This window comes from Caulobacter mirabilis, assembly GCF_002749615.1.
In the GTDB taxonomy this organism is placed as follows: domain Bacteria; phylum Pseudomonadota; class Alphaproteobacteria; order Caulobacterales; family Caulobacteraceae; genus Caulobacter; species Caulobacter mirabilis.
Window position 1 is genome coordinate 284117 of sequence record NZ_CP024201.1, and the last position, 21169, is coordinate 305285.

General features: G+C 69.8%; 23 protein-coding genes. 13 read left to right on the forward strand and 10 right to left on the reverse strand.

What is annotated here, in order from left to right; genetic code table 11:
* The first annotated feature begins 39 nt into the window (after nt 1-39).
* The gene (locus tag CSW64_RS01375; RefSeq protein ID WP_172448423.1) at nt 40-1206 is read left to right on the forward strand and encodes a trans-sulfuration enzyme family protein; all 1167 of its coding nucleotides are present in this window, start codon (nt 40-42) and stop codon (nt 1204-1206) included.
* Here CSW64_RS01375 and CSW64_RS01380 read toward each other — a convergent pair.
* Entirely contained in the window at nt 1136-2104 is a 969-nt protein-coding gene (locus CSW64_RS01380) for a mechanosensitive ion channel family protein (RefSeq protein ID WP_099620412.1), read from the reverse strand. The genes CSW64_RS01375 and CSW64_RS01380 overlap by 71 nt on opposite strands.
* 179 nt (nt 2105-2283) lie before the next feature.
* On the opposite strand from CSW64_RS01380, the gene CSW64_RS01385 reads away from it, so the two are divergent.
* Together CSW64_RS01385 and CSW64_RS01390 are read left to right on the forward strand one after the other, a co-directional pair.
* Nucleotides 2284-3444 carry a DegT/DnrJ/EryC1/StrS family aminotransferase gene (locus CSW64_RS01385; RefSeq protein WP_099620413.1) on the forward strand — a complete coding sequence of 387 codons (1161 nt, stop codon included), beginning with the start codon at nt 2284-2286 and terminating at the stop codon, nt 3442-3444.
* Between the two features lie 48 nt (nt 3445-3492).
* Entirely contained in the window at nt 3493-5067 is a 1575-nt protein-coding gene (locus tag CSW64_RS01390) for an AMP-binding protein (RefSeq protein WP_099620414.1), read from the forward strand.
* On the opposite strand, the gene CSW64_RS01395 is transcribed toward CSW64_RS01390, so the two are convergent.
* On the reverse strand, nt 5064-5915 hold the full coding sequence (locus CSW64_RS01395; RefSeq protein WP_099620415.1) for an MBL fold metallo-hydrolase: 852 nt from the start codon (nt 5913-5915) through the stop codon (nt 5064-5066). The genes CSW64_RS01390 and CSW64_RS01395 overlap by 4 nt on opposite strands.
* Before the next feature lie 64 nt (nt 5916-5979).
* Between CSW64_RS01395 and CSW64_RS01400 the strand changes: the two genes are divergently transcribed.
* Together CSW64_RS01400 and CSW64_RS01405 are read left to right on the forward strand one after the other, a co-directional pair.
* Nucleotides 5980-6354, forward strand: coding sequence for an ArsR/SmtB family transcription factor (locus tag CSW64_RS01400; RefSeq protein WP_099620416.1), 375 nt, complete (start codon nt 5980-5982; stop codon nt 6352-6354).
* Nucleotides 6317-6838: a rhodanese family protein gene (locus tag CSW64_RS01405; protein WP_099620417.1), complete on the forward strand. Its 522-nt coding sequence runs from the start codon at nt 6317-6319 to the stop codon at nt 6836-6838. The genes CSW64_RS01400 and CSW64_RS01405 overlap by 38 nt, the downstream gene beginning before the upstream one ends.
* Before the next feature lie 3 nt (nt 6839-6841).
* Here the strand turns inward: CSW64_RS01405 and CSW64_RS01410 are convergent, their stop codons facing one another.
* Nucleotides 6842-7141, reverse strand: coding sequence for a DUF6506 family protein (locus tag CSW64_RS01410; RefSeq protein ID WP_099620418.1), 300 nt, complete (start codon nt 7139-7141; stop codon nt 6842-6844).
* A gap of 105 nt (nt 7142-7246) precedes the next feature.
* Between CSW64_RS01410 and CSW64_RS01415 the strand changes: the two genes are divergently transcribed.
* Complete coding sequence (locus CSW64_RS01415; RefSeq protein WP_099620419.1) at nt 7247-8131, forward strand: LysR family transcriptional regulator; 885 nt, start codon at nt 7247-7249, stop codon at nt 8129-8131.
* 1 nt (nt 8132) lies between these two features.
* On the opposite strand, the gene CSW64_RS01420 is transcribed toward CSW64_RS01415, so the two are convergent.
* The 5 genes from CSW64_RS01420 to CSW64_RS01440 form a co-directional block, all read right to left on the reverse strand.
* Nucleotides 8133-9737, reverse strand: a complete 1605-nt coding sequence (locus CSW64_RS01420) for a cisplatin damage response ATP-dependent DNA ligase (RefSeq protein ID WP_099620420.1) — start codon at nt 9735-9737, stop codon at nt 8133-8135.
* A gap of 29 nt (nt 9738-9766) precedes the next feature.
* A complete protein-coding gene (locus tag CSW64_RS01425) occupies nt 9767-10675 on the reverse strand; it encodes a hypothetical protein (RefSeq protein ID WP_099620421.1) in 909 nt (302 codons plus the stop codon).
* Between the two features lie 22 nt (nt 10676-10697).
* On the reverse strand, nt 10698-11429 hold the full coding sequence (locus CSW64_RS01430; RefSeq protein WP_099620422.1) for a hypothetical protein: 732 nt from the start codon (nt 11427-11429) through the stop codon (nt 10698-10700).
* Nucleotides 11426-12313 (reverse strand): DUF4349 domain-containing protein, encoded by an 888-nt coding sequence (locus tag CSW64_RS01435; protein WP_172448424.1) that lies wholly within the window; start codon nt 12311-12313, stop codon nt 11426-11428. Before CSW64_RS01435 ends, CSW64_RS01430 begins: the two co-directional genes overlap by 4 nt.
* Nucleotides 12314-12380: 67 nt before the next feature.
* Nucleotides 12381-13385, reverse strand: coding sequence for a ligase-associated DNA damage response exonuclease (locus CSW64_RS01440; protein WP_099624069.1), 1005 nt, complete (start codon nt 13383-13385; stop codon nt 12381-12383).
* A 42-nt stretch (nt 13386-13427) separates the two neighbouring features.
* On the opposite strand from CSW64_RS01440, the gene CSW64_RS01445 reads away from it, so the two are divergent.
* From CSW64_RS01445 to CSW64_RS01455, 3 genes are all read left to right on the forward strand, one after another.
* On the forward strand, nt 13428-13907 hold the full coding sequence (locus tag CSW64_RS01445) for a PaaI family thioesterase (RefSeq protein ID WP_099620424.1): 480 nt from the start codon (nt 13428-13430) through the stop codon (nt 13905-13907).
* Between the two features lie 11 nt (nt 13908-13918).
* Nucleotides 13919-14332, forward strand: coding sequence for a PaaI family thioesterase (locus tag CSW64_RS01450; protein WP_245863927.1), 414 nt, complete (start codon nt 13919-13921; stop codon nt 14330-14332).
* A gap of 415 nt (nt 14333-14747) precedes the next feature.
* Nucleotides 14748-15422 (forward strand): HAD family hydrolase, encoded by a 675-nt coding sequence (locus CSW64_RS01455; protein WP_099620425.1) that lies wholly within the window; start codon nt 14748-14750, stop codon nt 15420-15422.
* Here the strand turns inward: CSW64_RS01455 and CSW64_RS01460 are convergent.
* Entirely contained in the window at nt 15419-16075 is a 657-nt protein-coding gene (locus CSW64_RS01460) for a GNAT family N-acetyltransferase (RefSeq protein WP_099620426.1), read from the reverse strand. The genes CSW64_RS01455 and CSW64_RS01460 overlap by 4 nt on opposite strands.
* Nucleotides 16076-16177: 102 nt before the next feature.
* On the opposite strand from CSW64_RS01460, the gene CSW64_RS01465 reads away from it, so the two are divergent.
* The 4 genes from CSW64_RS01465 to CSW64_RS01480 all read left to right on the forward strand — a co-directional run bounded on the left by CSW64_RS01465 (nt 16178) and on the right by CSW64_RS01480 (nt 20418).
* On the forward strand, nt 16178-17446 hold the full coding sequence (locus CSW64_RS01465; protein WP_099620427.1) for a dicarboxylate/amino acid:cation symporter: 1269 nt from the start codon (nt 16178-16180) through the stop codon (nt 17444-17446).
* A gap of 33 nt (nt 17447-17479) precedes the next feature.
* Nucleotides 17480-18001 (forward strand): CPBP family glutamic-type intramembrane protease, encoded by a 522-nt coding sequence (locus CSW64_RS01470; protein ID WP_099620428.1) that lies wholly within the window; start codon nt 17480-17482, stop codon nt 17999-18001.
* Between the two features lie 54 nt (nt 18002-18055).
* Nucleotides 18056-19741: a lysine--tRNA ligase gene (locus CSW64_RS01475; RefSeq protein WP_099620429.1), complete on the forward strand. Its 1686-nt coding sequence runs from the start codon at nt 18056-18058 to the stop codon at nt 19739-19741.
* A 101-nt stretch (nt 19742-19842) separates the two neighbouring features.
* Entirely contained in the window at nt 19843-20418 is a 576-nt protein-coding gene (locus tag CSW64_RS01480; RefSeq protein ID WP_172448425.1) for an SH3 domain-containing protein, read from the forward strand.
* A 61-nt stretch (nt 20419-20479) separates the two neighbouring features.
* Here the strand turns inward: CSW64_RS01480 and CSW64_RS01485 are convergent, their stop codons facing one another.
* Complete coding sequence (locus CSW64_RS01485) at nt 20480-21124, reverse strand: S24 family peptidase (protein ID WP_099620431.1); 645 nt, start codon at nt 21122-21124, stop codon at nt 20480-20482.
* Nucleotides 21125-21169 lie beyond the last annotated feature (45 nt).

A 21169-nucleotide genomic window follows, 5' to 3' on the forward strand; every position in this document is an offset into this window, starting at 1 on the left:
TGGGTGGTCGGAACAAGTCCGACCATGACGGATATGGAAATGACCGACGGTAAGAACCGCCTCGCCTTCGCGACCCGCACCATCCATGGCGGGCAGAGCCACGACCCGACCACGGGCGCGGTGATGACCCCGATCTACGCGACCTCGACCTACGCCCAGGAGAGTCCGGGCGTACACAAGGGCTTCGAGTACGCGCGCAGTCAGAACCCGACCCGCTTCGCCTTCGAACGCTGCCTGGCGGATCTGGAAAGCGGCTCGGCCGCCTTCGCCTTCGCGTCCGGCCTGGCGGCGGCCGCGACGACGCTGGAGCTTCTGGACGCCGGCGCCCATGTGATCGCCAGCGACGACCTCTACGGCGGCAGCTTCCGGCTGTTCCACCGTGTCCGGCGGCGTACCGCGAACCTCGACTTCAGCTTCGTCGACCTGTCCGATCTGGCGGCGGTCGAGGCGGCCATCAGGCCCGAGACGAAGATGATCTGGGTCGAGACGCCGACCAACCCGACCCTGCGGCTCGTCGATCTGGAGGCGATCGCCGTTCTGGCCAAGAAGCACGGCTTGATCACCGTGGCCGACAACACCTTCGCCAGCCCCTATGTCCAGCGACCGCTGGAGAAGGGCTTCGACCTGGTCCTGCACTCGACCACCAAGTACCTGAACGGCCACTCGGACATGGTCGGGGGCGTCGTGGCGGTCGGCGAGAACGCCGAGCTGCGCGACCAGATGAAGTTCCTGCAGAATGCCGTCGGCGCCATCTCCGGCCCGTTCGACAGCTTCCTGGCCCTGCGCGGGCTCAAGACGCTGGCCCTGCGGATGGAGCGCCACTGCCAGAGCGCCCTGCGCATCGCGCAGTGGCTGGAGGCGCGGGGCGACGTGAAGCGGGTGATCTATCCCGGCCTCGCCAGCCATCCGCAACACGAGCTGGCCAGGCGTCAGATGAACGGCTTCGGCGGCATCATCTCGGTGGAGATCGACGGCGACCTGGCCCGCGCCAAGCGGGTGCTGGAACGGACCCAGCTGTTCACCCTCGCCGAGTCGCTGGGCGGGGTCGAAAGCCTGATCGAGCATCCGGCGATCATGACCCACGCCTCGATCCCGCCCGAGCAACGGGCGGCGATCGGGATCAGCGATACGCTGCTCAGGCTTTCGGTGGGGATTGAGGACTGCTCGGATCTGATTGCCGACCTCGACGCGGCCTTTTCAGGCTAAACAGGGCGCGCTCCGGCAGGGGCGCCGACTGTTCCACCTTGCTGGGCGGCCGCGGGGCGGGCAGCTCGACCTGCGGGTTCTCGGCCAGCAGGTGGGCGGCCAGCATCAGGTCGGTCTTGACCGACGAGACCTCCTCGCGCGCCACCCAGACCCGGACGGCGGCCTGGGCGAAGACTTCGCTCAGGTCCAGCACCTCGATCAGCGGCGCCGGATCCTTCCGTACGCGGGGATCGGTCTCCACCCTTTCCCGCAGCCGGTGCAGGACGGCGACGATGTCGGCCTTCAGCGGCACCTTGAACAGCACGTCCACACGCCGGCGGCGGTGGGTGCTGTAGTTCAGGATCACGTCGCCGAAGACCTTGCCGTTGGGGATCACGACCTTGACGTTGTCGGCGGTGGCCAGCTCGGTGACCAGAAGGTCCAGCGCCTTGACGGTGCCCTGGCGGCCGGCGCTCTCGATGAAGTCGCCGACGCGGTAGGGGCGGAAGATCAGGATCATCACCCCGGCGGCGATGTTCGACAGGGCGCCTTGCAGCGCCAGGCCGATGGCCAGCGAGGCGGCGGTCAGAACGGCGATGATCGAGGTCGCCTGGACGCCCAGCTGCTGGAGCACCGCCACGATGCCGATCGCCAGGACGCCGAACCGGACGACAGAGCCCACGAAGGTCTGCAGCGTCGGATCCGGCGGATGGCGGACGCTGGACAGTTTCCCGATGGCGCGTTGGACGAAGGTCGAGGCCCAGCCCGACACCCAGACGGCGATCATCAGGATGATCGCCGCGGCGACGAGGTTCATGGCCAGCTTGCCGGCGGCGTCGAACAGACGCGCGATGATGGCTTCGCTGGCGGACAGCTTCTGGATGAGTTGCGGATCGACCGCCGGCGGCAGAGTGTTCATTCAGACTGGCATGGCTTGTTGACGCCCCTTCCGTCAACGGGGCGGCGTCCGGGCGGTTCCGGCCGCGCGCCGTCTTGAAGCCGGGCGCCGGGCCGGATAGTGCACGCCGTGCGGTCGACGAAACATCCGGTTACAGGGTTTGTCTCGCGGTCGAACAGCACCCGCTCTAGGAGGCGCGTATGAGCATTGCCTTTATCGACCTCGCCGCGCAGCAGAAGCGCATTCGTGCCCGCATCGACGAAGCGTTCGGGCGGATCCTGGACCATGGCGGCTACATCATGGGGCCGGAAGTGAAAGCCTTCGAGGCGCAGCTCGCGGCGTTCGGCCAAGCGCGCCACGCGCTTTCCTGCGGCAACGGCACCGACGCCATCGCCCTGCCGCTAATGGCCTGGGGCGTGGCCGCTGGCGACGCGGTCTTCTGCCCGTCCTTCACCTTTGCGGCGACGGCCGAGGTCGTGCCCTGGACCAACGCCGAGCCGGTGTTCGTCGACGTCCTGCCCGACACCTACAACCTTGACCCGGCGAAGCTGGAGGCGGCCATCCAGGCCGTGAAGGCGGAGGGTCGCCTGACGCCGAAAGTGGTGATCGCGGTCGATCTGTTCGGCCAGCCCGCCGACTACCCCGCGATCCGCGCGGTCTGCGACCGTCACGGCCTCAAGCTCATCGCCGACAGCGCTCAGGGTTTCGGTTGCACTCTTGACGGCAAGCATCCCCTCCACTGGGCCGACGCGACCACGACCAGCTTCTTCCCGGCCAAACCGCTCGGTTGCTACGGCGACGGCGGCGCCGTCCTGACGAACGACGCTGACCTGGCTCAGTTGATGGACAGCCTGCGCGTGCACGGCAAGGCCGTGGCCAGCGACCTCGCCGGCCGGACGTTCGATCACGACCCGAAGTACCTGAACATGCGCGTCGGCATGAACTCCCGCCTGGACACGCTGCAGGCGGCCGTGCTGATCGAAAAGCTTGCCATCTTCCCGGAGGAGATCGAGCTGCGCCAGAAAGTCGCCGATCGCTACGCCGCCGGCCTGGACGGCGCCGTGCTTTCGACGCCCCGGGTCATCGAGAAGGGGATCTCTGTCTGGGCGCAGTATGTGATCGAGCATGCCGACCGCGACGGCCTGGCGGCGCATCTCAAGACCCAGGGCGTTCCGACGGCGGTCTACTATCCTGTCCCGCTGCACACCCAGCCGCCCTACAACGGCTATCCGCAAGGCCCCGGCGGCCTGCCGGTGACCGAGGCCAAGGCCGGGACCGTCCTGGCCCTGCCGATGCACCCCTATATGGACGAGGCGGTCCAGCAGACTATCATCGAGGCGGTGCGCAGCTTCAACGGCTGACGCGGGGTCACGGTCGACAGGGCGTGTGGTTGCGCTAGCGTCGGCGGCATGAGTACGCCGACGCCCCCGCTCACGCCCTTCGACGCCATGGACATCCGCACCCTGATCGACGCCCAGGCGGCGCGACGGGGCGAGCACCCGTTCCTGATCTGGGAGCCGTTCGAGGGCGAGGGGCGGATCTGGTCCTACGCCGCCTTCGCCGAGACGCTGCGGCGGTTCGCGGCCGGGCTGCAGGCGCGGGGCGTCAAGCCGGGCAACCGGGTGCTGGTCCACCTGGACAACTGTCCGGAGAGCCTGATCGCCTGGCTGGGCTGCGCCTATGCCGGCGCCGTGCCGGTGACGACCAACGCCAAGTCCAGCGCCGACGAGATCGCCTATTTCGCCGGCCACAGCGGCAGTGTCGGCGGGATCACCCAGCCGCGCTTCGCCGCCCTGGTGCGGGAGGCGGCTCCGGACCTGGACTGGCTGGCCGTGACCGAGACCGACAACGGCGCGCCGGCGGAAGCGGACGTCTCGGGCTTTGAACCCTTCGCCGCCATCGATGCTGATCCGGCCGCGTTGGCGAAGCGGCCCCACGATCCCTGGGCGCATTTCGGCATCCAGTACACCTCAGGCACCACAGCCCGCCCCAAGGCGGTGCTATGGACCCACGCCAACGCCCTGTGGGGCGCCCGGATGTGCGCCCAGAACGAGGACTTGCGTCCGGACGACGTCCACCTGGTCTACCTGCCGCTGTTCCACACCAACGCCCAGGTCTACTCCGTCGCCGCCGCGCTCTGGGCCGGGGCGACGGTGGTGCTGCAGCCGAAATTCTCGGCCTCGCGGTTCTGGCCGGTCTCGCTGAAGCACGGCTGCACCTGGACCTCGATGGTGCCCTTCTGTCTGAAGGCGCTGATGGACCAGCCGCGGCCGGAGCGGCACAGCTATCGTCATTGGGGCAACGGGGTCTGCTCGCCGCCCACCGACGCCCTGTTCGGGGTGAAGACGATCGGCTGGTGGGGCATGACCGAGACCATGACCCACGGCACGGTGGGTTCGGCTCACCTGCCGGATGCGCCGATGTCGATGGGGCGGCCGTCGCCGGCCTACGACATCCATGTGGTCGATGAAGCGGGCCAGCCGGTTCGGCCCGGCGAGACCGGCGACCTGCTGGTCGGCGGGCGGCGCGGGGTGTCGCTGTTTCTGGAGTACGCCGGCGACCCCGAAGCGACGGCCAGGGCCTTCACCGCCGACGGCCTGTTCATCACCGGCGACCGCGTGCGGTTGGGCGAGGACGGCTTCCTGTACTTCGCTGATCGTTCCAAGGACATGCTGAAGGTCGGCGGCGAGAATGTCGCGGCTTCCGAGATCGAGCGCGTCGTCGCTTCCGTAGAGGGCGTGGTCGAGGTCGCGGTCGTCGCCCGAAAGCACGCCATGCTGGACGAGGTTCCGGTGGCTTTCGTGATCCCGCGAGATATAGCCGATGCGGAGCTGCCGGCCCGGGTCTTGGCCGCCTGCCGCAAGGCTCTCGCCGGTTTCAAGCATCCGCATGAGGTGCGGCTGGTCGAGGCCCTGCCGCGGTCGACGCTGGAGAAGGTGGCGAAGGCCGAGCTCCGCGCCATTCTGGCCGCGGAGGGGCGCTAGAGGGCGTTCACGGGCAGCTTCAGGAACACGCGCCCCGTCGCCGAGGGCTCGGGCAGGGCGCCGGCGCGGATGTTCACCTGCAACGACGGCAGGATCAGGGTCGGCGCCGCCAGGGTGGCGTCGCGGGCCTCGCGCATGGCCACGAACGCCGCCTCCTCGACGCCGTCGCGCACATGGATGTTGGCCAGGCGCTGCTCGGCTGCCGTGGTCTCCCACTGGAACCGGTCCCGCCCGGCGGGCAGGTAGTCGTGGCCGACGAAGATCCGCGTCTCCGGCGGCAGGGCCAGGATCCTGCGGATCGAACGATACAGCGCCGTTGCGTCTCCGCCCGGGAAGTCGGCGCGGGCCGTGCCGTAGTCGGGCATGAAGAGGGTGTCGCCGACGAAGGCCGTATCGCCGATGCGGTAGGTCACGCAGGCCGGCGTATGGCCTGGCGTATGCATCACTCCGATCTCCAGGACGCCGAGTGACAGGGTGTCGCCCTCATCGACCAGGCGATCGAAGACCCGGCCGTCGGCCTCGGCTTCGAACAGATCGCCGAAGGTCTGTTGAACGGCGCGGATGTGGGCGCCGATGACCACCTTCGCGCCGGTCTCGGCGCGCAGATAGTCGGCGCTCGACAGGTGGTCGGCGTGGGCGTGGGTCTCCAGGATCCAGTGCACCGCCAGGCCCTGCTCGCGGACCGCGGCCAGCAGGCGGTCCGCCGAGGCGGTCGTGACGCGGGCGGCCTTGGGGTCGAAGTCGAGCACCGGGTCGATGATCGCGGCGGCCTTCGTGGCCGGGTCGGAGACCAGATAGGAGACGGTGTGGGTGGCCGTGTCGAAAAAGGCCTGTATGGCGGGGCTCATGGCCGGAACCTCCTGTTGCGGCCATCTAAATATTAGTTGTTGCTAAATTAGCAAGTACGCATATATGGCGACCATGTTCGATCTCGCGAACTTCGACATCACCCGTTTCGAGGCCAGCGCCGGGAAGGCGGCGGGTCTCCTGCGCGCGCTCGCCAACGAGCGGCGGCTGATGATCCTGTGCCAGCTGGCGGACGGCGAACTGTCGGTCGGGGAGCTTCTGCCCCGGGTCGGCCTGTCGCAGTCGGCCCTCTCCCAGCATCTCGCGGTGCTGCGGGAGGAAGCCATCGTGGCCACGCGCCGCGAAGGCCAGGTCATCCGCTATCGGATCGCCGATCCGGCTGCGATGCGGGTGGTCGAAACGCTCGCCGAGATCTTCTGTCCCCCGGACATGAGGAAGAGCCATGAGCCGCGCCCAGCTGACGCCCCTGACCCCGACTGAGGTCGCCGCCCGCCTGGCCGACGGCCATGTCGTCCTGGTCGACATCCGGGAGGCCGACGAGTTCGCCCGCGCCCATGTGCAGGGCGCGCTGTCCCGCCCGTTGTCCGCGCCAGGCGGCCTGCCGACGGGGCGAGAGATCGTCTTCACCTGCCGGACCGGCATGCGCACCGACGCCAACGCCGATCGCCTCGCCGCCGAGGTCGCGGGCGAGACCTTCGTCCTGCGGGGCGGGCTGGACGCCTGGATCAAGGCGGGTCTGCCGGTCGAGCAGGACCGCAAGGCGCCGCTGGAGATGATGCGTCAGGTCCAGATCGGCGCCGGCTCGCTGGTGCTGCTGGGCGTCCTGCTTGGCCTGTTCGCCCACCCGGCCTTTTTCGCCATCGCCGGCTTCGTCGGCGCCGGCCTGACCGTCGCGGGCGTCACCGGCTTTTGCGGTATGGCGCGGCTGCTGGCCTTCGCGCCCTGGAACAGCCGGGCGGCCTAGGACTCAGGTCGCGATCAAGGCGGCCAGGCTGGTGATCGACTCCGGCCCGAATGACACCGACCCGATCGGGATGCGGCCGCCGACGGCTTCGATCGCGGCGGCGGCGCCGACGGGGCCGAAGGCGCCGCAGATCTCGATCAACTGAGCCCCGTCCTCGGCCGCCAACTGAACCGACCGGGTCACGGCGTCGGCGGAGGGCGTCGGGAAGATGGTGCTGGTCAGACCATCCCGCTCGATGACGATCCGGTCGCGGACCGGGTCGGCGCCCGGGATCATCAGGATGAAGGCGTAGCGGGTGATCATGGCGTTTCTCTCGCGACGGGCCCGACGCCCGCCCCGGGGATGTGGCGTATGTCTTAAAGCGTGATAAGGCGTCCAATATCGACGCTATCGACGGCCTATTGGACAATGCTGGACCTGAACCGCACCCATGCCTTCGTCGCGGTCGCTCGCCAGGGCGGTTTCGCGGCGGCCGGGCGGACGCTCGGCCTGCCGCGGTCGACGATCAGCGCCCGCGTGCTGGCGCTGGAGGCTGCGCTGGGCGTCCGGCTGCTGCGCCGCTCGACTCGCCGGGTGGTCCTGACCGACGAGGGCCGCGCCTATCTCGAGGCGGTGGAGGGGGCGATCGACGCCCTGGTCGCGGCCGAGGAGGGCGCGACGACGGGCGGCGGCTTTCGCGGCGTGATCCGGATGACCGTCCCCGTCGAGACGCCGCTGGCCCCGGTCAGCGCCGCCATCGTCGCCTTCAACGCGGAGCATCCGCGCGTGGTCTTCGACATGCGGGTGACCAATCGCCGGCTCGACCTGATCGCCGAGAACATCGACCTGGCGATCCGCGGCGGCGATCCCGGGTCGGCGGGCCTGGCCGCTTCGCGGCTACCGGATGTGCCGTTCGGGCTGTTCGCCAGCCCGAGCTACCTCGCCGGTCGGGGGACGCCGCACGGTCTGACGGACCTGCTCGGCCATATCCTGCTGCCGCTGGTCGGCGCGGAGCGGCGGCGGCTGGTCGGGTTGCCGCCGGAGCTGGAGCGCCGCCTGCTCGCCCAGTCGACCGCCCCGGCCGCCGACAGCATGACCTTCCTGCGCCATCTGGCGCTGGACGGCGCCGGGATCGTCATCCTGCCGGTCCCTTTCTGCGCCGACGATTTGGCGAAGGGCGCCCTGCGCCATCTGGTTCCCGACTGGACCGGCGGGGCGGATGCGGCCAACTGGCTGGTCTTCCCCTCGCGCCGCGACATCAGCCCGCGGGTCCGGGCTTTCGTCGAGGTGCTGCGGCGGCGTCTGGGCGGCTGACTCAGCCGAGCATCCGTTCCAGCGTCGCCAGGTCGTCGGCCTCGCGCGCCGGCTTGTCCCAGCGGATGCGGCTGATGCGCGGGAAGCGCATGGCGACGCCGCTCTTGTGCCGCGTCGACCGCTGCAGCCCCTCGAACGCCACCTCCAGCACCAGCCCGAAGTCGAGGCCGGCCCGCACCGACCGCACCGGCCCGAACCGTTCGACGGTGTTGTCGCGGACGTACTTGTCGAGCTGCTTCAGCTCCTCATCGGTGAAGCCGAAATAGGCCTTGCCGACCGGGGTCAGGATCCGATCGCCGTTGGCGTCCTCGCGCCAGACCCCGAAGGTGTAGTCGCTGTAGAAGCTGGACCGCTTGCCGTGGCCGCGCTGGGCGTACATCAGGACCGCGTCGATCAGGTGCGGATCGCGCTTCCACTTGAACCAGGGTCCCTTGGGCCGGCCCGCTTCGTAGAGGCTGTCCCAGCGTTTCAGCATCAGCCCTTCCGACAGGGCCGGATCGCCCGGCGGCGGATCGGCGCGAAGGTCGGAAAGTTGTCCCCAGGTCTCGAAGGGCTGCAGCGGAGACAGGTCGAATCGGGCCGAATCGAGCCTTGAAATGAAGGTTTCGAGCCGTTTCCGACGTTCCGCGAAGGGAAGGTCGCGCAGGTCCGCCTCCCCGTCGAGCAGCAGGTCGTAGGCCCGGACGCCGGCCGGATAGGCCTTGAGGAGCTTGGCGTCGACAGTCTTGCGGTTGAGCCGCTGCTGCAGGTCGCCGAAGCTCGCCAGCGCGCCGTCATGCAGCACCAGCAACTCGCCGTCGACCGCGCCCTCGTAGGCCATCGCCTCGATCACGTCCGGGAACGCATGGCTGATGTCGTCGCCGGTGCGGGTGTAGAGGCGCCGGACGCCGCGCTCGCTGACAGCCTGGACGCGGATGCCGTCCCACTTCCACTCCGCAGCGTAGTCGCCAGCGTTGAGCTTGGCGAAATCGACGGCCTCGTCGATCGGCTGGGCCAGCATCACCGGTCGGAAGCGGCCAGGGTGGTCGGCGCTGGGTCGTTCCGACCGGCCTTCGAGCCAGGCGAACAGGTCCTCGTAGGGCGCCGCCAGGGCGTGCCAGACTTCTTCGATCTCGCGTGTCTCGACCCCGCCCAGGTCGGCGCAGGCCTGCTTCGCCAGCCGGCTGGAGAAGCCCACGCGCAGGCCGCCGGTCAGAAGCTTGAGCAGCGCCCAGCGGCCATCGGCGTCAAGCGCGTCCAACCAGCGCTCGATCAGCGGCTGAACCTCGGCGCGGGAGGCTGTGCGCAGGGCGTCGACCACTTCCGACAGCTCGGGCTCGCGATTGGCGCCTGGTTGGGCCGGCCAGACCAGGGCGACGGTCTCGGCCAGGTCGCCGACATAGTCGTAGGACCAGCCGAACAGGACCGGGTCCATCCGCGCCTCGACCGCCTTGCGGATGGCGGCGGGCTTGGCGGCCGAGAAGCTGAGATCGCCGGTCAGGGCGGCCAGCGCCCAGCCGCGGTCCGGATCGGGCTGCTCCGCCAGGAAGTCGCGGACCAGCCGCAGCTTCGCGTTCCGCGAGGCGGTGAAGGACAGGCTGTCGAGCAGGCGGGCGAAGGCGCGCATGGCGGTCGACTGTAGCCCCTCGTTGCCGATCAGCCGAACGTGATCCCGGGGCGAAGGACGATCTGGAATACCGCCAGCACCGCCGCCAGCGCGATCAGCGGCGGGCCGAGCGTCGCCCGGGCGGGGGAGGGGGCAGGCGCGTCGGTCGGCGCGGCGCGCCAGGCGTCGGCCAGGATCCAGCCCGACCCGATGATCGCCACGGCGATCGGAACGATCGCGGCCTCGATCACATGGCCCGGCACGCGGAACGGAATGACCAGCAGGGCGCCGAGCAGCGCCGGCAGGCCCGCCGTCCGTAGCGCGAACAGCATCCGCCGTCGGGGGGTGTCGATCCAGGACGGCTGCGCGGCGAGGCCCAGCAGGCGTGGCCCCAGCCAGCTCGCCAGCGCGACGATGGCCGCCAGGGCGATGAGGGCGGCGGCGGTCTTGGCTTCTGGCGTGAAGCCCAGGTGAGTCGTCGCGCGGCCGACGTCGTTGCGGGGTTCGTAGGCGCCGACCACGGCCTGGGGCAGCGACATGAACAGGCCCTGGAAGGCCATCCAGAACAGAAACAGTCGGGCGCTCATGGAGCGCGGCGGGCGGCGGTCCAGCAGCAGGGCGCAGAGGCCGCCCAGGATCAGGATGGCCAGCGCGCCGGTCCCCTGAAGCAGCTCGGCCAGCGGGTTGTCGCCGGTCCAGTCGTGGTTGTTGTGGAACAGCACCGGATGCAGGCCCGGCGTCAGCGCCTTGGGCCAGACCAGGAACAGCTCCTGGACGAAGAAGGTCAGGTTGAAGGCCAGGGCGAACAGCAGGGTCGAGGCGATCGTCAGCCGCCAGTCCCAGGCGGCGGCCGGCGCGGTCGGGGGCGGCGTCGACCGCGACCGCCAGAGGCCATAGAGGGCCCAGAGCGGCGGTCCCACGAGGGCGACCAGGATGAAGGCGGCGGGGGCCAGACTCATGGCGAAGGCGCTCTCGAAACGACTAGGCGGCGGGCGATTCGGCCAGGTCGCCGAGGATGGTGATCTTCTGCCAGATCTTGCGGCCGAGGTCGGTGCAGAGGGTCTCCACGTCGCTGGCGGCGGCGACGACCACATGGTCGTTCGTCTCGCCCGCGTACAGGGCCGACAGCTTGCCGGTGAGGGCCAGCATCTCCGCGCAGTATTCCAGGTAGCGGGTCAGCTCGAACCGGCTCATCCGACGCTCCGGCGATGAGGCCGTCCGCTGTCCGCCGCCCAGCAGGACGGTGGGGTCCTTGGTCAGCTGGTGCATGTCGACGACATGGGCGAAGGCGCGCAGCTGGTGCAGGTCGGCCTGGATACGCGCGCGTTTCCAGCGCTCCTCCAGCGTGAGCAGGAACCACAGGCCGCCGGCGATCAGCAGCGCCAGGTTCACCGCCGATTCCAGCAGCGCGGTCAGCGCCTCCTCGTTGGTCCGGGCCAGGATGCCGGCCCAGTCGACTTCTTTCAGAATCAGGCCCAGCCCAACCACGCCCGCCGCCGCCAGCAGCAGCGTGAGGGTGCGCAAGCCGTAGTAGGGGCGGGACAGGGCCCGCGCCCGATGGGCGGTGTCGCGCGCCGTCCGGCCGAGCTGGGCGGCGGCCTTGGTCAGACTCGAGGCCGGGAACCGCTCTTCGATCCGCGCGCGCAGCCGCTCGACCGTGACCACGATCTCATTTGCGTCGAGGAGGCCGTAGGCGGGAAGGCTGCGGCTCATTCGGCGGGCTTCTTCTCACGCGCCGGCCAGAGGCGCCGCGGCAGCTTCTTGCGAAACAGCCAGGCCGCCAGCCCGATCAGCGCGACCCAGGGCAGGGTCCAGGCGATCAGCCGCACCATCGCCGCCAGGGTGAAGGCCACGATCGCCAGGAAGTCGGTGAAGGCCGTGGTCAGGGGCGACCAGACGCCTTTCGGGGCCAGCCCGCCGGCGGAGTTGTAGCTGATGGTCATCTCGGACATGGCGACCCGCCCGCGCGTCACCGCCAGCTGCGACTGGGTGCTGTCGATCTCGCCCTGGACCCGCGCCAGCTCCCGCTCGATTTCGACCAGCTCCGACAGCTTGCCGGGACGATCGGCGAGCAGGGCCTGCAGCCGATCTCGCAGGGTGGTCATGGCGCGCAGCCGCGCCTCGGTGTCGACGATTTCCCGCGACAGGTCCTCCGACGTAACATCGGCCCCGGTCACCCGGCCGCCGACGCTTTTTGTCTCCGCGGCCAGGCTGTCGCGGAACCGCTTTACCCAGGCCGGGGCGGCCCGGAGCTCGAGGCGGCTCTGCAGGCGGCTTCCCTCATTCTCGTACGCCGTCGAGCTGACCACCTGACAGACCTGCGGCCCGGCGCTCGTGCAGGCGGCCTCGTGACGGCCCATCAGATCGCGCAGCGGCTGGGCGGCCCCCTTGATGCTGTAGTCGTAGCTGTAGGCCAGCATGGGGGCGCCGGCGGGGACGGCGCTGATCGGCCTCGCCGGCGTCGCGGAACCGGCGGCCGCTTCCCCCACCGCGGCCGGGTCCGCGGTCTCAGCGTTGTAGGCGACGCCCCGTTCCTTCGCCTGGCCACAGCCGACGAGGACCAGCGCGACCACTCCGATGACAATCGCCGATCGCATCCGTTTACTTCCCCCGTGGCCTCGTTCGGCGATTGAGTGCGCGTTCCGCGTGCGTTGTCCAGCGGGCTCAGTCGGCGTCGTCGTCGTAGCCGACCAGGGCCAGGGCCCGGGCGGGCTGGCCGCGCAGTTCGCACCAGCGCAGCAGCGCCTCCTCCCGCCCATGGGTGATCCAGACCTCGCCCGGCGACAGCTCGGCCAGCGTCTCGGTCAGCTCGTCCCAGTCGGCGTGGTCGGAGATCACCAGCGGCAGCTCCACGGCGCGCTGCCTGGCCCGGGCCCTCACCCGCATCCAGCCGGAGCAGAAGGCGCTGACCGGATCGGCGAACCGTCGGCTCCAGCGATCCTGCAGCGCGCCGGGCGGGCAGAGCACGATCTCGCCGGGCAGCGGGTCGCGCCCCTCGCCGGTCGGCCGCAGCGGGCCCAGCTCTACGCCGTGCCGCTGGTACAGGGCGTTCAGCTGTTCCAGCGCGCCGTGGACATGGATCGTCCGCTCGAACCCGGCTTCGCGCAGCAGGGCGATGACCCGTTGGGCCTTGCCCAGGGCATAGGCCCCAACCAGGTGGGTGCGCTCCGGAAACTGCTCGACCGACTTGAGCAGGCGGGCGACCTCGTCGGCGGCGTCCGGGTGGCGGAAGACCGGCAGGCCGAAGGTCGCCTCGGTGACGAAAACGTCGCAGGGGACCGGCTCGAACGCCGGGCAGGTCGGGTCGCGCCGCCGCTTGTAGTCGCCGGAGACGACCATGGTCAGGCCCTTCCAGCGCACCACGACCTGCGCCGAGCCGAGCACGTGGCCGGCCGGGACCAGGGTGATCTCGACGCCGTCGCGGGCGATGGTCTCGCCATAGGCCAGGGCGCGGGCGGAGCCGGCGAAGTCCGCGCCGTAGCGGACGGCCATGATGTCCAGGGTCTCGCGCGTCGCGGCGACTTGGCCGTGCCCCGAGCGGGCGTGGTCGGAATGGCCGTGCGTGACCAGGGCGCGGCCCACCGGCCGCACCGGATCGATGTAGAAGTCCCCGGGCGGGCAGTAGAGCCCGTCCGGCCGAGGACAGAGCAGAGCTTCGGGTCTCACCATCTGCATCTGGATATGGGCGTGCGCCGCGTCTAAACCGAAGCCATGAGCGACCATCTCGAACTGATGCGCAACCTCGCGCTCGGCATGAACCAGGGTTCCCCCCAGGCCCTGGCCCTGAAACTGGAGACCCTCTCCATCGACCGCGACGGCTCGGTGCTGAAGGTGCCCTACGACGAGAAGCTGATCGGCGACCCGGAGACGGGCGTGATCGCGGGCGGGGTCGTGACCACCCTGCTGGATCACGCCTGCGGCCAGGCGGTCCATGCGGCGATGACCGAGTTCAAGACCATCGCCACCCTGGACCTGCGCATCGACTACATGCGGCCGGCGGAGCCGGGGAAGGACATCTTCGCCAAGGCGCACTGCTACAAGGCGACCCGTTCGGTCGCCTTCGTGCGGGCGGTGGCCTACGACGACAGTCCCGACGATCCGGTGGCGGCGGCCCAGGCCGCCTTCATGCTCGACTCGAGCGCCGGCCGAGGCTTCGGCGCCAATCTCAAGCCGCGAAAGGACCGCAAGTGAGCAGCGATCCGATCGAAAGCGTGCAGGCGCGCCTGGCTCGTATTCCCTACGCCCAGTTCCTGGGCGTGAAGCTCGAACTGGCCGGCGACGAGATGACCGCCATCCTGCCGTTCGGGCGGCACATCATCGGCAATCCGGTCCTGCCGGCGATCCACGGCGGCGTGCTGGGCGCCTTCATGGAGATGACCGCCCTGGCCCAGCTGCTGCTGACCGAGGGACAGGAGCGCCAGCCGAGGGTGATCGACGTCTCGATCGAGTACCTGCGCTCGGGCCGTCCGCTGACCACCTTCGCCAGGGCGGAGATCAAGAAGGTCGGCCGCCGCATCGCCAACGTCCATGTCGAGGCCTGGCAGGATCGCCGCGCCGCGCCGATCGCGGCCCTGCGCGGGCACTTCCTGGTCTCGCCGACTGAAGTGAAGCCTTAGGATTCGGAAAACATTACCGCCCTGTAATACTCTTAACTTTGCGTCATTTCCTTAAACAAAGGTCATGACGCAGACTTAACGGGTGTTCTCGGAAAGTATTCGGTACACCCTTGATCACCGGACGCGCTGAGCGCCCACAGAGATCAAGGGAGACTACAATGACCAATTCCGTGAACAAGCTGAGCGGTTTCGCCAGCCTCTTCCTCGCCGCCCTGCCGGTGATGATCGTCGTCGCCGCCGTGAACTTCGGCGCCACCGTCAGCAACGTGGGCCTGTGACCTGCGTCGCGACGCTCCGCCGGGCCTGAATGCTTCCCCCCGCGTTTGGGCCCGGCGGAGCCAGTCGACATCTAAAGTAACCGGATTTGACCAAAGACGGCCTCCATCCACGGAGGCCGTTTTGCTATGTGGGGCGCATGCGAGTTTTCGAGGCGGTGATCTTCGACTGTGACGGCGTCCTGGTGGACTCCGAGGCCCTGGGCGTCGAGGTCGAACTGGAACATCTGGCGGGCGCGGGACTGGTCTACAGCCGGGCCGACTACATGCGTCGTTTCATGGGGCTCAGCCTGGCCGCGGCGCGGGAGGCGATCGACGCCGACGCGCGGGAGCGGCTGGGGCGCCCGCTGAGACCGGGCTTCCATGACGACCTCATCGAAGACTATCGCCGCGTCTACCGCGAACGTCTGACCGAGGTCGCCGGCTGCGCGACGGCGGTGGCGGCGCTGAGGCTGCCGCGGGCGGTGGCCAGCTCGGCCGGCGTGTCGGACCTGTTCGCCAAGCTGACGATGACGGGCCTGCTGCCGGCCTTCGATCCGCACGTCTATTCCGCCGATCTGGTCGCGCGGGCCAAGCCGCATCCCGACGTCTTCCTCTACGCCGCCGAGCGGCTGGGCGTCGCCCCGGGGGCCTGCCTGGTGATCGAGGACAGCGTGAACGGCGTCCGCGCGGCCCGGGCCGCCGGCATGGCCGTCTGGGGCTTCGCCGGCGGCGGGCATATGGACGAGGCTGCGGTCGCCCGCCTGCGGGACGCCGGCGCCGATACGATCATGGCGACCTGGGCCGAGGCCGCCGATCGGTTCGCGGCCTTCTAGAAGCTCGACAGCGGCCGGATCTGCTGGCCGCGGGGATCAAAATTGTCGGCGGCGAGCCAGCCGCGCAGCCGCCGGGCGATCGCCGGCCACTCCCGGTCCAGGATCGAGTGGACCTCGGTGTCCCAATTCCCGCCCTTCAGCCAGTAGGTCTGGCGCAGCACCCCTTCCAGGGTGAAGCCGAAGCGGCGGGCGGCGCGGCTGGAGGCCTCGTTCTCGGGCGAGCACCGCCATTCCAGCCGGCGATAGCCGCTGCTCATGATGTAGTCGGCGATGAGCAGGAAGGCCTCCGTGCCGCCCGCGCGCCGGGCCAGGGCCGGCCCCAGCGTCAGACCGACCTCGGTCACCCCGGCGTCCGGATTGATGTTCAGCGCCATGTAGAGACCGGCCGGCGTCGGCCTGTCGGCGGTTTTGTCCATGACCGCGTAGAGGCTCTGGTTGAACCGCTCGCAGCGGTCGGCCAGCCAGTCGGTGAAAGCCGCCTCGTCGGCGAAGGGGCCGGACGGGATCCAGCGCCACAGCGGATCGTCATGCCCAATCGCCCGCCAGAGGCCGGGCCCGTGTCGAAGGATCTCCAGCCGTTCCAGATCGACGGTCCGGCCGGACAGGAGGCCGGCGTCCAGCGGCGGGCAGGGCAGGATCGGCGCGTCGGTCATGGAGCCTCAGAATCACGGAGCGCCGTGATCCTAGTCCGCGTCGAAACGGGTATCCACGGCCTGTCGGGTCGCTCTAGGATCGTTCGAAACGGGGGTTTGCGGATGCTTCGATCGCTGAGCGTTCTGGTCCTGATCGGCCTCGTCGCCGGCCTTCTGGCCGGGGCGGCGGTCGGCGCCTGGGGCGACGCCTCGGCGCGGGGAATCGCCGAGGGCGTCGAGGCGGTCGGCGGCCTCTGGCTGAACCTGCTGCGCATGACCATCGTGCCGCTGGTCTTCGCCCTGCTGGTCAATGGCGTCGCCTCGGTGACGGACGCGGCCTCGACCGGTCGGCTGGCGGCCAGGGCGCTGGCCTTGTTCGCGGTGATGCTGGTCATCGCCGCGACCTATTCGACCCTCGCGACCCAGGGCCTGCTGGCGCTCTGGCCGATCGACCCGCAGGGCGCCGCGGCGCTGCGGGCGGGCGCGGGCGGCGATGCGGCGGCGGTGGCGAGCGCCCCGCCGGCCTTCGCGGACTGGCTCCGCTCGCTGGCCCCCACCAATCCGATCAAGGCCGCGGCCGAGGACGCCATCCTGCCGCTGGTGGTGTTCGGCCTGTTCCTGGGCTTCGCCGCCACCCGCCTGCCGGAAGCGCAGCGGACGACCCTGACCCAGCTGTTCCAGGCCGTGGCCGAGGCGATGATCGTGATCGTCCGCTGGGTCCTGTGGGCGGCGCCGGTGGGCGTCTTCGCCCTGTCGCTCGGGGTGGGGCTGCGGGCCGGTCTCGGCGCGGCGGGCGTACTGCTGCAATATGTGGTCATCGTCTCGGGCGTGACCCTCGGCGTTGCGCTCCTGCCCTACATCGTGGTGGCGATCCGGCGCGCGACGGGCGGACCGATATCTCTGGCCGCCTTCGCCCGCGCCGCGGCGCCGGTCCAGGCCCTGGCCGTCAGCACCCAGTCGTCCCTGGCCAGCCTGCCGGCGATGATCGAGCGCAGCCGGGACGACCTGGGCGTCTCATCGCGGGTGACGGGCCTGGTCCTGCCGCTGGCGGTGGCCGTCTTCCGCATGACCAGCCCGGTCGCGAACCTGGCGGTGGCCTATTTCGTGGCGCACCTCTACGGGGTCGAGCCGACTGTCCCGCACATGGTCGGCGCGCTGTTCGTCGCCCTGGCGATCAGCATCGGCACCGTCGGCCTGCCGGGGCAGATCTCGTTCTTCGCCAGCATGGCGCCGATCTGCCTGGCCCTGGGCGCGCCGATCGAAGCCCTGCCGATCCTGCTGGCCGTCGAGGTGATTCCGGACATCTTCCGCACCGTCGGCAACGTCACCGCCGACATGGCGGTGACCGCCGTGCTCCGTCGTGACGGAGAGGACGCGGAAGGCGAGACGTAGCCGGATCATCCGGTTTCGGACTAAGGCTTCGCCATGTTCGCCCGCCTTCTTCGCCGCGCCCGCTCCGCCCTTGCGACCTGGCCGACCGCGCGCGGGTGGGTGCTGGCGACCCTGCTGGGCGCGGCCGCCTTGGCCCTGGAGCTTTCGATCGGCCTGGCGGGCGGCTTCCTGCGGCCGGCGCCGGGCGACTGGTCGATCCTGCCCGGGACCCTGCTGCTGGCGCTCTTCGTCCCCGCGATCGGCGAAGAGCTGGTCTTCCGAGGCGTGCTGACGCCGGGGCGGGAGGAACAGCCTGCCCTCTGGCGCGCGATCCTGCCGTCCACCCTCCTGTTCGTGCTGTGGCATGTCCTGGAAGCCCTGACCTTCATGCCGGACGCCGCCGTGATCTTCCTGCGGCCCGATTTCCTGGCCACGACGGCGGTGCTGGGCCTGACCTGCGGCGTCCTTCGCCACCGCACGGGGTCGCTGTGGCCGGCCGTCGCGCTGCACTGGGTCGAGGTGGCGGGCTGGCAGGTCTGGTTCGGCGGCGGCGAGATCGCCAAGGCGCTGGGGTGACGACCGGCGGGGGCTTTCCTTGACCGCGCGGCCTCAAGGCCTATACCGCCGGACATGTTCCAAGGACTCTCCCACACCGCCCGCGACGCAAAGGCCTGGCCGTTCGAGCAGGCCCGCAACCTGCTCGCCCGTGTCCTGCGCGTCCGCCTGACCGACGCCGAGCGCGACCTCGCCGCCACCCTGATCAACGCAGGGAAGGCCGACGAGGCCGTGAAGACGCTGGAGGCGCTGAGCAAACCGGTGGTGCTGGAGACCGGCTACGGCCCGTCGGGCCTGCCGCACATGGGCACCTTCGGCGAGGTGGCGCGCACGACCATGGTGCGGATCGCCTTCCGCGCCCTGACCGAGGACGCCATCCCGACGCGGCTGATCAGCTTCAGCGACGACATGGACGGCCTGCGCAAGATCCCGCCGAACGTGCCGAACGGCGAAGTCATGCGCGAAGACCTCGACAAGCCGCTGACCGTGGTCCGCGACCCCTACGGCGAGTTCGACAGCTTCGGCCATCACAACAACGCCCGGCTGCGGGCTTTCCTCGACAGCTTCGGCTTCGACTATGAGTTCGTGTCCTCGACCGACTGCTACCGTGGCGGCCGGTTCGACGCGACGCTGCTGACGGCGCTGGAGCGGTTCGACGCCATCCAGAAGATCATGCTGCCCAGCCTGGGCGAGGAGCGCCGCGCGACCTATTCGCCGTTCCTGCCGATCAGCCCGCGGACCGGCAAGGTGCTTCAGGTCCCGACCCTGGAGCGCAACCTCGACAAGGGTACGATCGTCTTCCGCGACGAGGACGGCGAGCGGACCGAGGTCCCGGTGACCGGCGGCGGCGTGAAGATGCAGTGGCGGCCCGACTGGGCCATGCGCTGGACCGCGCTGGGCGTCGACTACGAGATGAGCGGCAAGGACCTGATCGACAGCGTCCGCCTCTCCAACCAGGTCTGCAAGGTCCTGGGCGGCACGCCGCCGGAGGGGTTCCACTACGAGCTCTTCATGGACGAGAACAACCTGAAGATCTCCAAGACCAAGGGCAACGGCCTGACCATGGAGGAGTGGCTGCGCTACGGCGCGCCCGAGAGCCTGGCCTACTACATGTTCCAGAGCCCGAAGTCGGCCAAGAAGCTGTACTTCGACGTCATCCCCAAGGCGACGGACGAGTATCTGCAGCAGCTGGACGCCTTCAACCGCAAGAAGGCCGAGGGCGACAACGCCCCGGACCTGAACAATCCGGCCTGGCATGTGCACATGGGCCGACCGCCGGAAGCCGGTTCGCCGGTATCGTTCTCGCTGATGCTGAACCTGGTTTCGGCGGCGAACGCCTCGAGCAAGGACATCCTGTGGGGCTTCCTCAGCCGCTACATCCCCGGCGCCTCGCCGGAGACGCAGCCGCTGCTGGACCGCCTGGCCGGCTATGCGATGAACTACTACGAGGACTTCGTCCGGCCGACGAAGGCGTTCCGGGCGCCCACCGACCAGGAGCGTGTCGCCATGGAAGACCTGCTGCTGCGCCTCAAGGCGCTGCCGGCGGGCTGCCAGGACGCCGAACTGATCCAGAACGAAGTCTACGAGGCCGGCAAGGGCGGCGGCTTCGAGCCGCTGCGCGCCTGGTTCCAGGCGCTGTACGAGGTCCTGCTCGGCCAGAGCCAGGGTCCGCGCTTCGGCTCGTTCGCCGCCATCTTCGGCCTCGACCGCACCATCGCGCTGATCGAGGACGGTCTGGCGGGCAGGCTGCTGGAAGCCTGAACGGAAGATAACAGGGCGGCCCTGATCGCGTTCAGGGTCGTCCTGCCATGGTCCTCCTCACAGACGGCGACGCCGTCGAACAGTTTGTGAGGAGACCCACCATGACCCATACCAAGAGCAAGATCGCCGCCATCGGTCTGGCCATCTCCGTGGCCGCCACGCTGGGGGCCGCGCCGGTCGCCGCCCACGCCCAGACGGGCGTCTTCAACTGCGGCGCGGAAGGCAAGAAGCAGGAAGGCGGCGCCGCCATCGGCGCCATCGTCGGCGGCCTGCTGGGCTCGCAGGTGTCGAAGAACGAGCGCGCCGCGGGCGCGGTCGTCGGCGCCGGCCTGGGCGCGGCCGCCGGCTCCTACCTGGGCTGCAAGGCCCAGACCAACGACCAGCGGGCTCAGGGCGTCTACACCCGGGACGGCCAGCGCCTGGCGTCCTACGTCCAGCCGGCCCGTTTCGAACGAGCGAACATGCGGATGGTCGCCTCGACCAACGTCAGCCTGCGCGCCGGCCCGTCGACCTCGACCGGCAAGGTCGGGTCGCTGTACCGGGGCGAGACCTTCCAGGCCGCGGCCTTCGCCAATGGCGGCCAATGGGTCCTGGTGAGCCGCGACGGCGTCGGCATCGGCTATGTCCACGCGGGCTACGTCCAGCCGGCGGGCGGCTACCGCAACGCCAGCTGGTAAGCCTTCTCTCCCAAGCGAGCATCAACTGGGCCGGTCCTTCGGGGCCGGCCTTTTTTCCTGGTCACTGGCTGGCCCAGAGGATGCGGGCGATCCAGGCGATGTCCTTCCGATCCAGGCTCCGGCCGGGATAGTCGGGGTTGAGGGACTTCAGCTCGACGGCCTTGGCGGTGATGCGGGCGATCTCCTTGGCCATGACTTCGCCGTCGATCGTCTTGACCACGACGCGGTCGCCCCGGCGCGGCTCCCCGCCGGTCGGGTCGACCACGATACGGTCGCCCTCCCGGTAGACGGGGGCCATGGAATGGCCGCTGATCTCCAGCGCATAGACGCCGTCTCGCGCAAGCCCAGGGAAGTCGATCTCGTCCCAGCCCTGGCCGACCGGAAAGCCGGCGTCGTCGAACAGGCCGTCGTCGCCCGCCTGGGCGAAGCCGATCAGGGGCACCCCGCGCAGGGACGCGGCGGCGTCGCCCTCGGCCAGGGCGGCGAACTCGGAAAGCGATACGCCGGTGGCGGCGAGAACCTTGGACAGGCTTTCCGTCGAGGGCCACCGGGGGCGGGCGTCGGCGTCGTTCGAGAAGCGCTTGGAGCGGTTGAAGCTGGTCGGATCCAGCCCCGCGAGCTTGGCCAGGGCCGAGGTCGTCATGTCGAACCGCACGGCCAGGCGGTCGATGGCGTTCCAGATTTGGCTGTGCGACGGACGCGACATGGGCGGAAATCTCGATGCAGGTGGAGGAAAATAGTCCTCGAAACT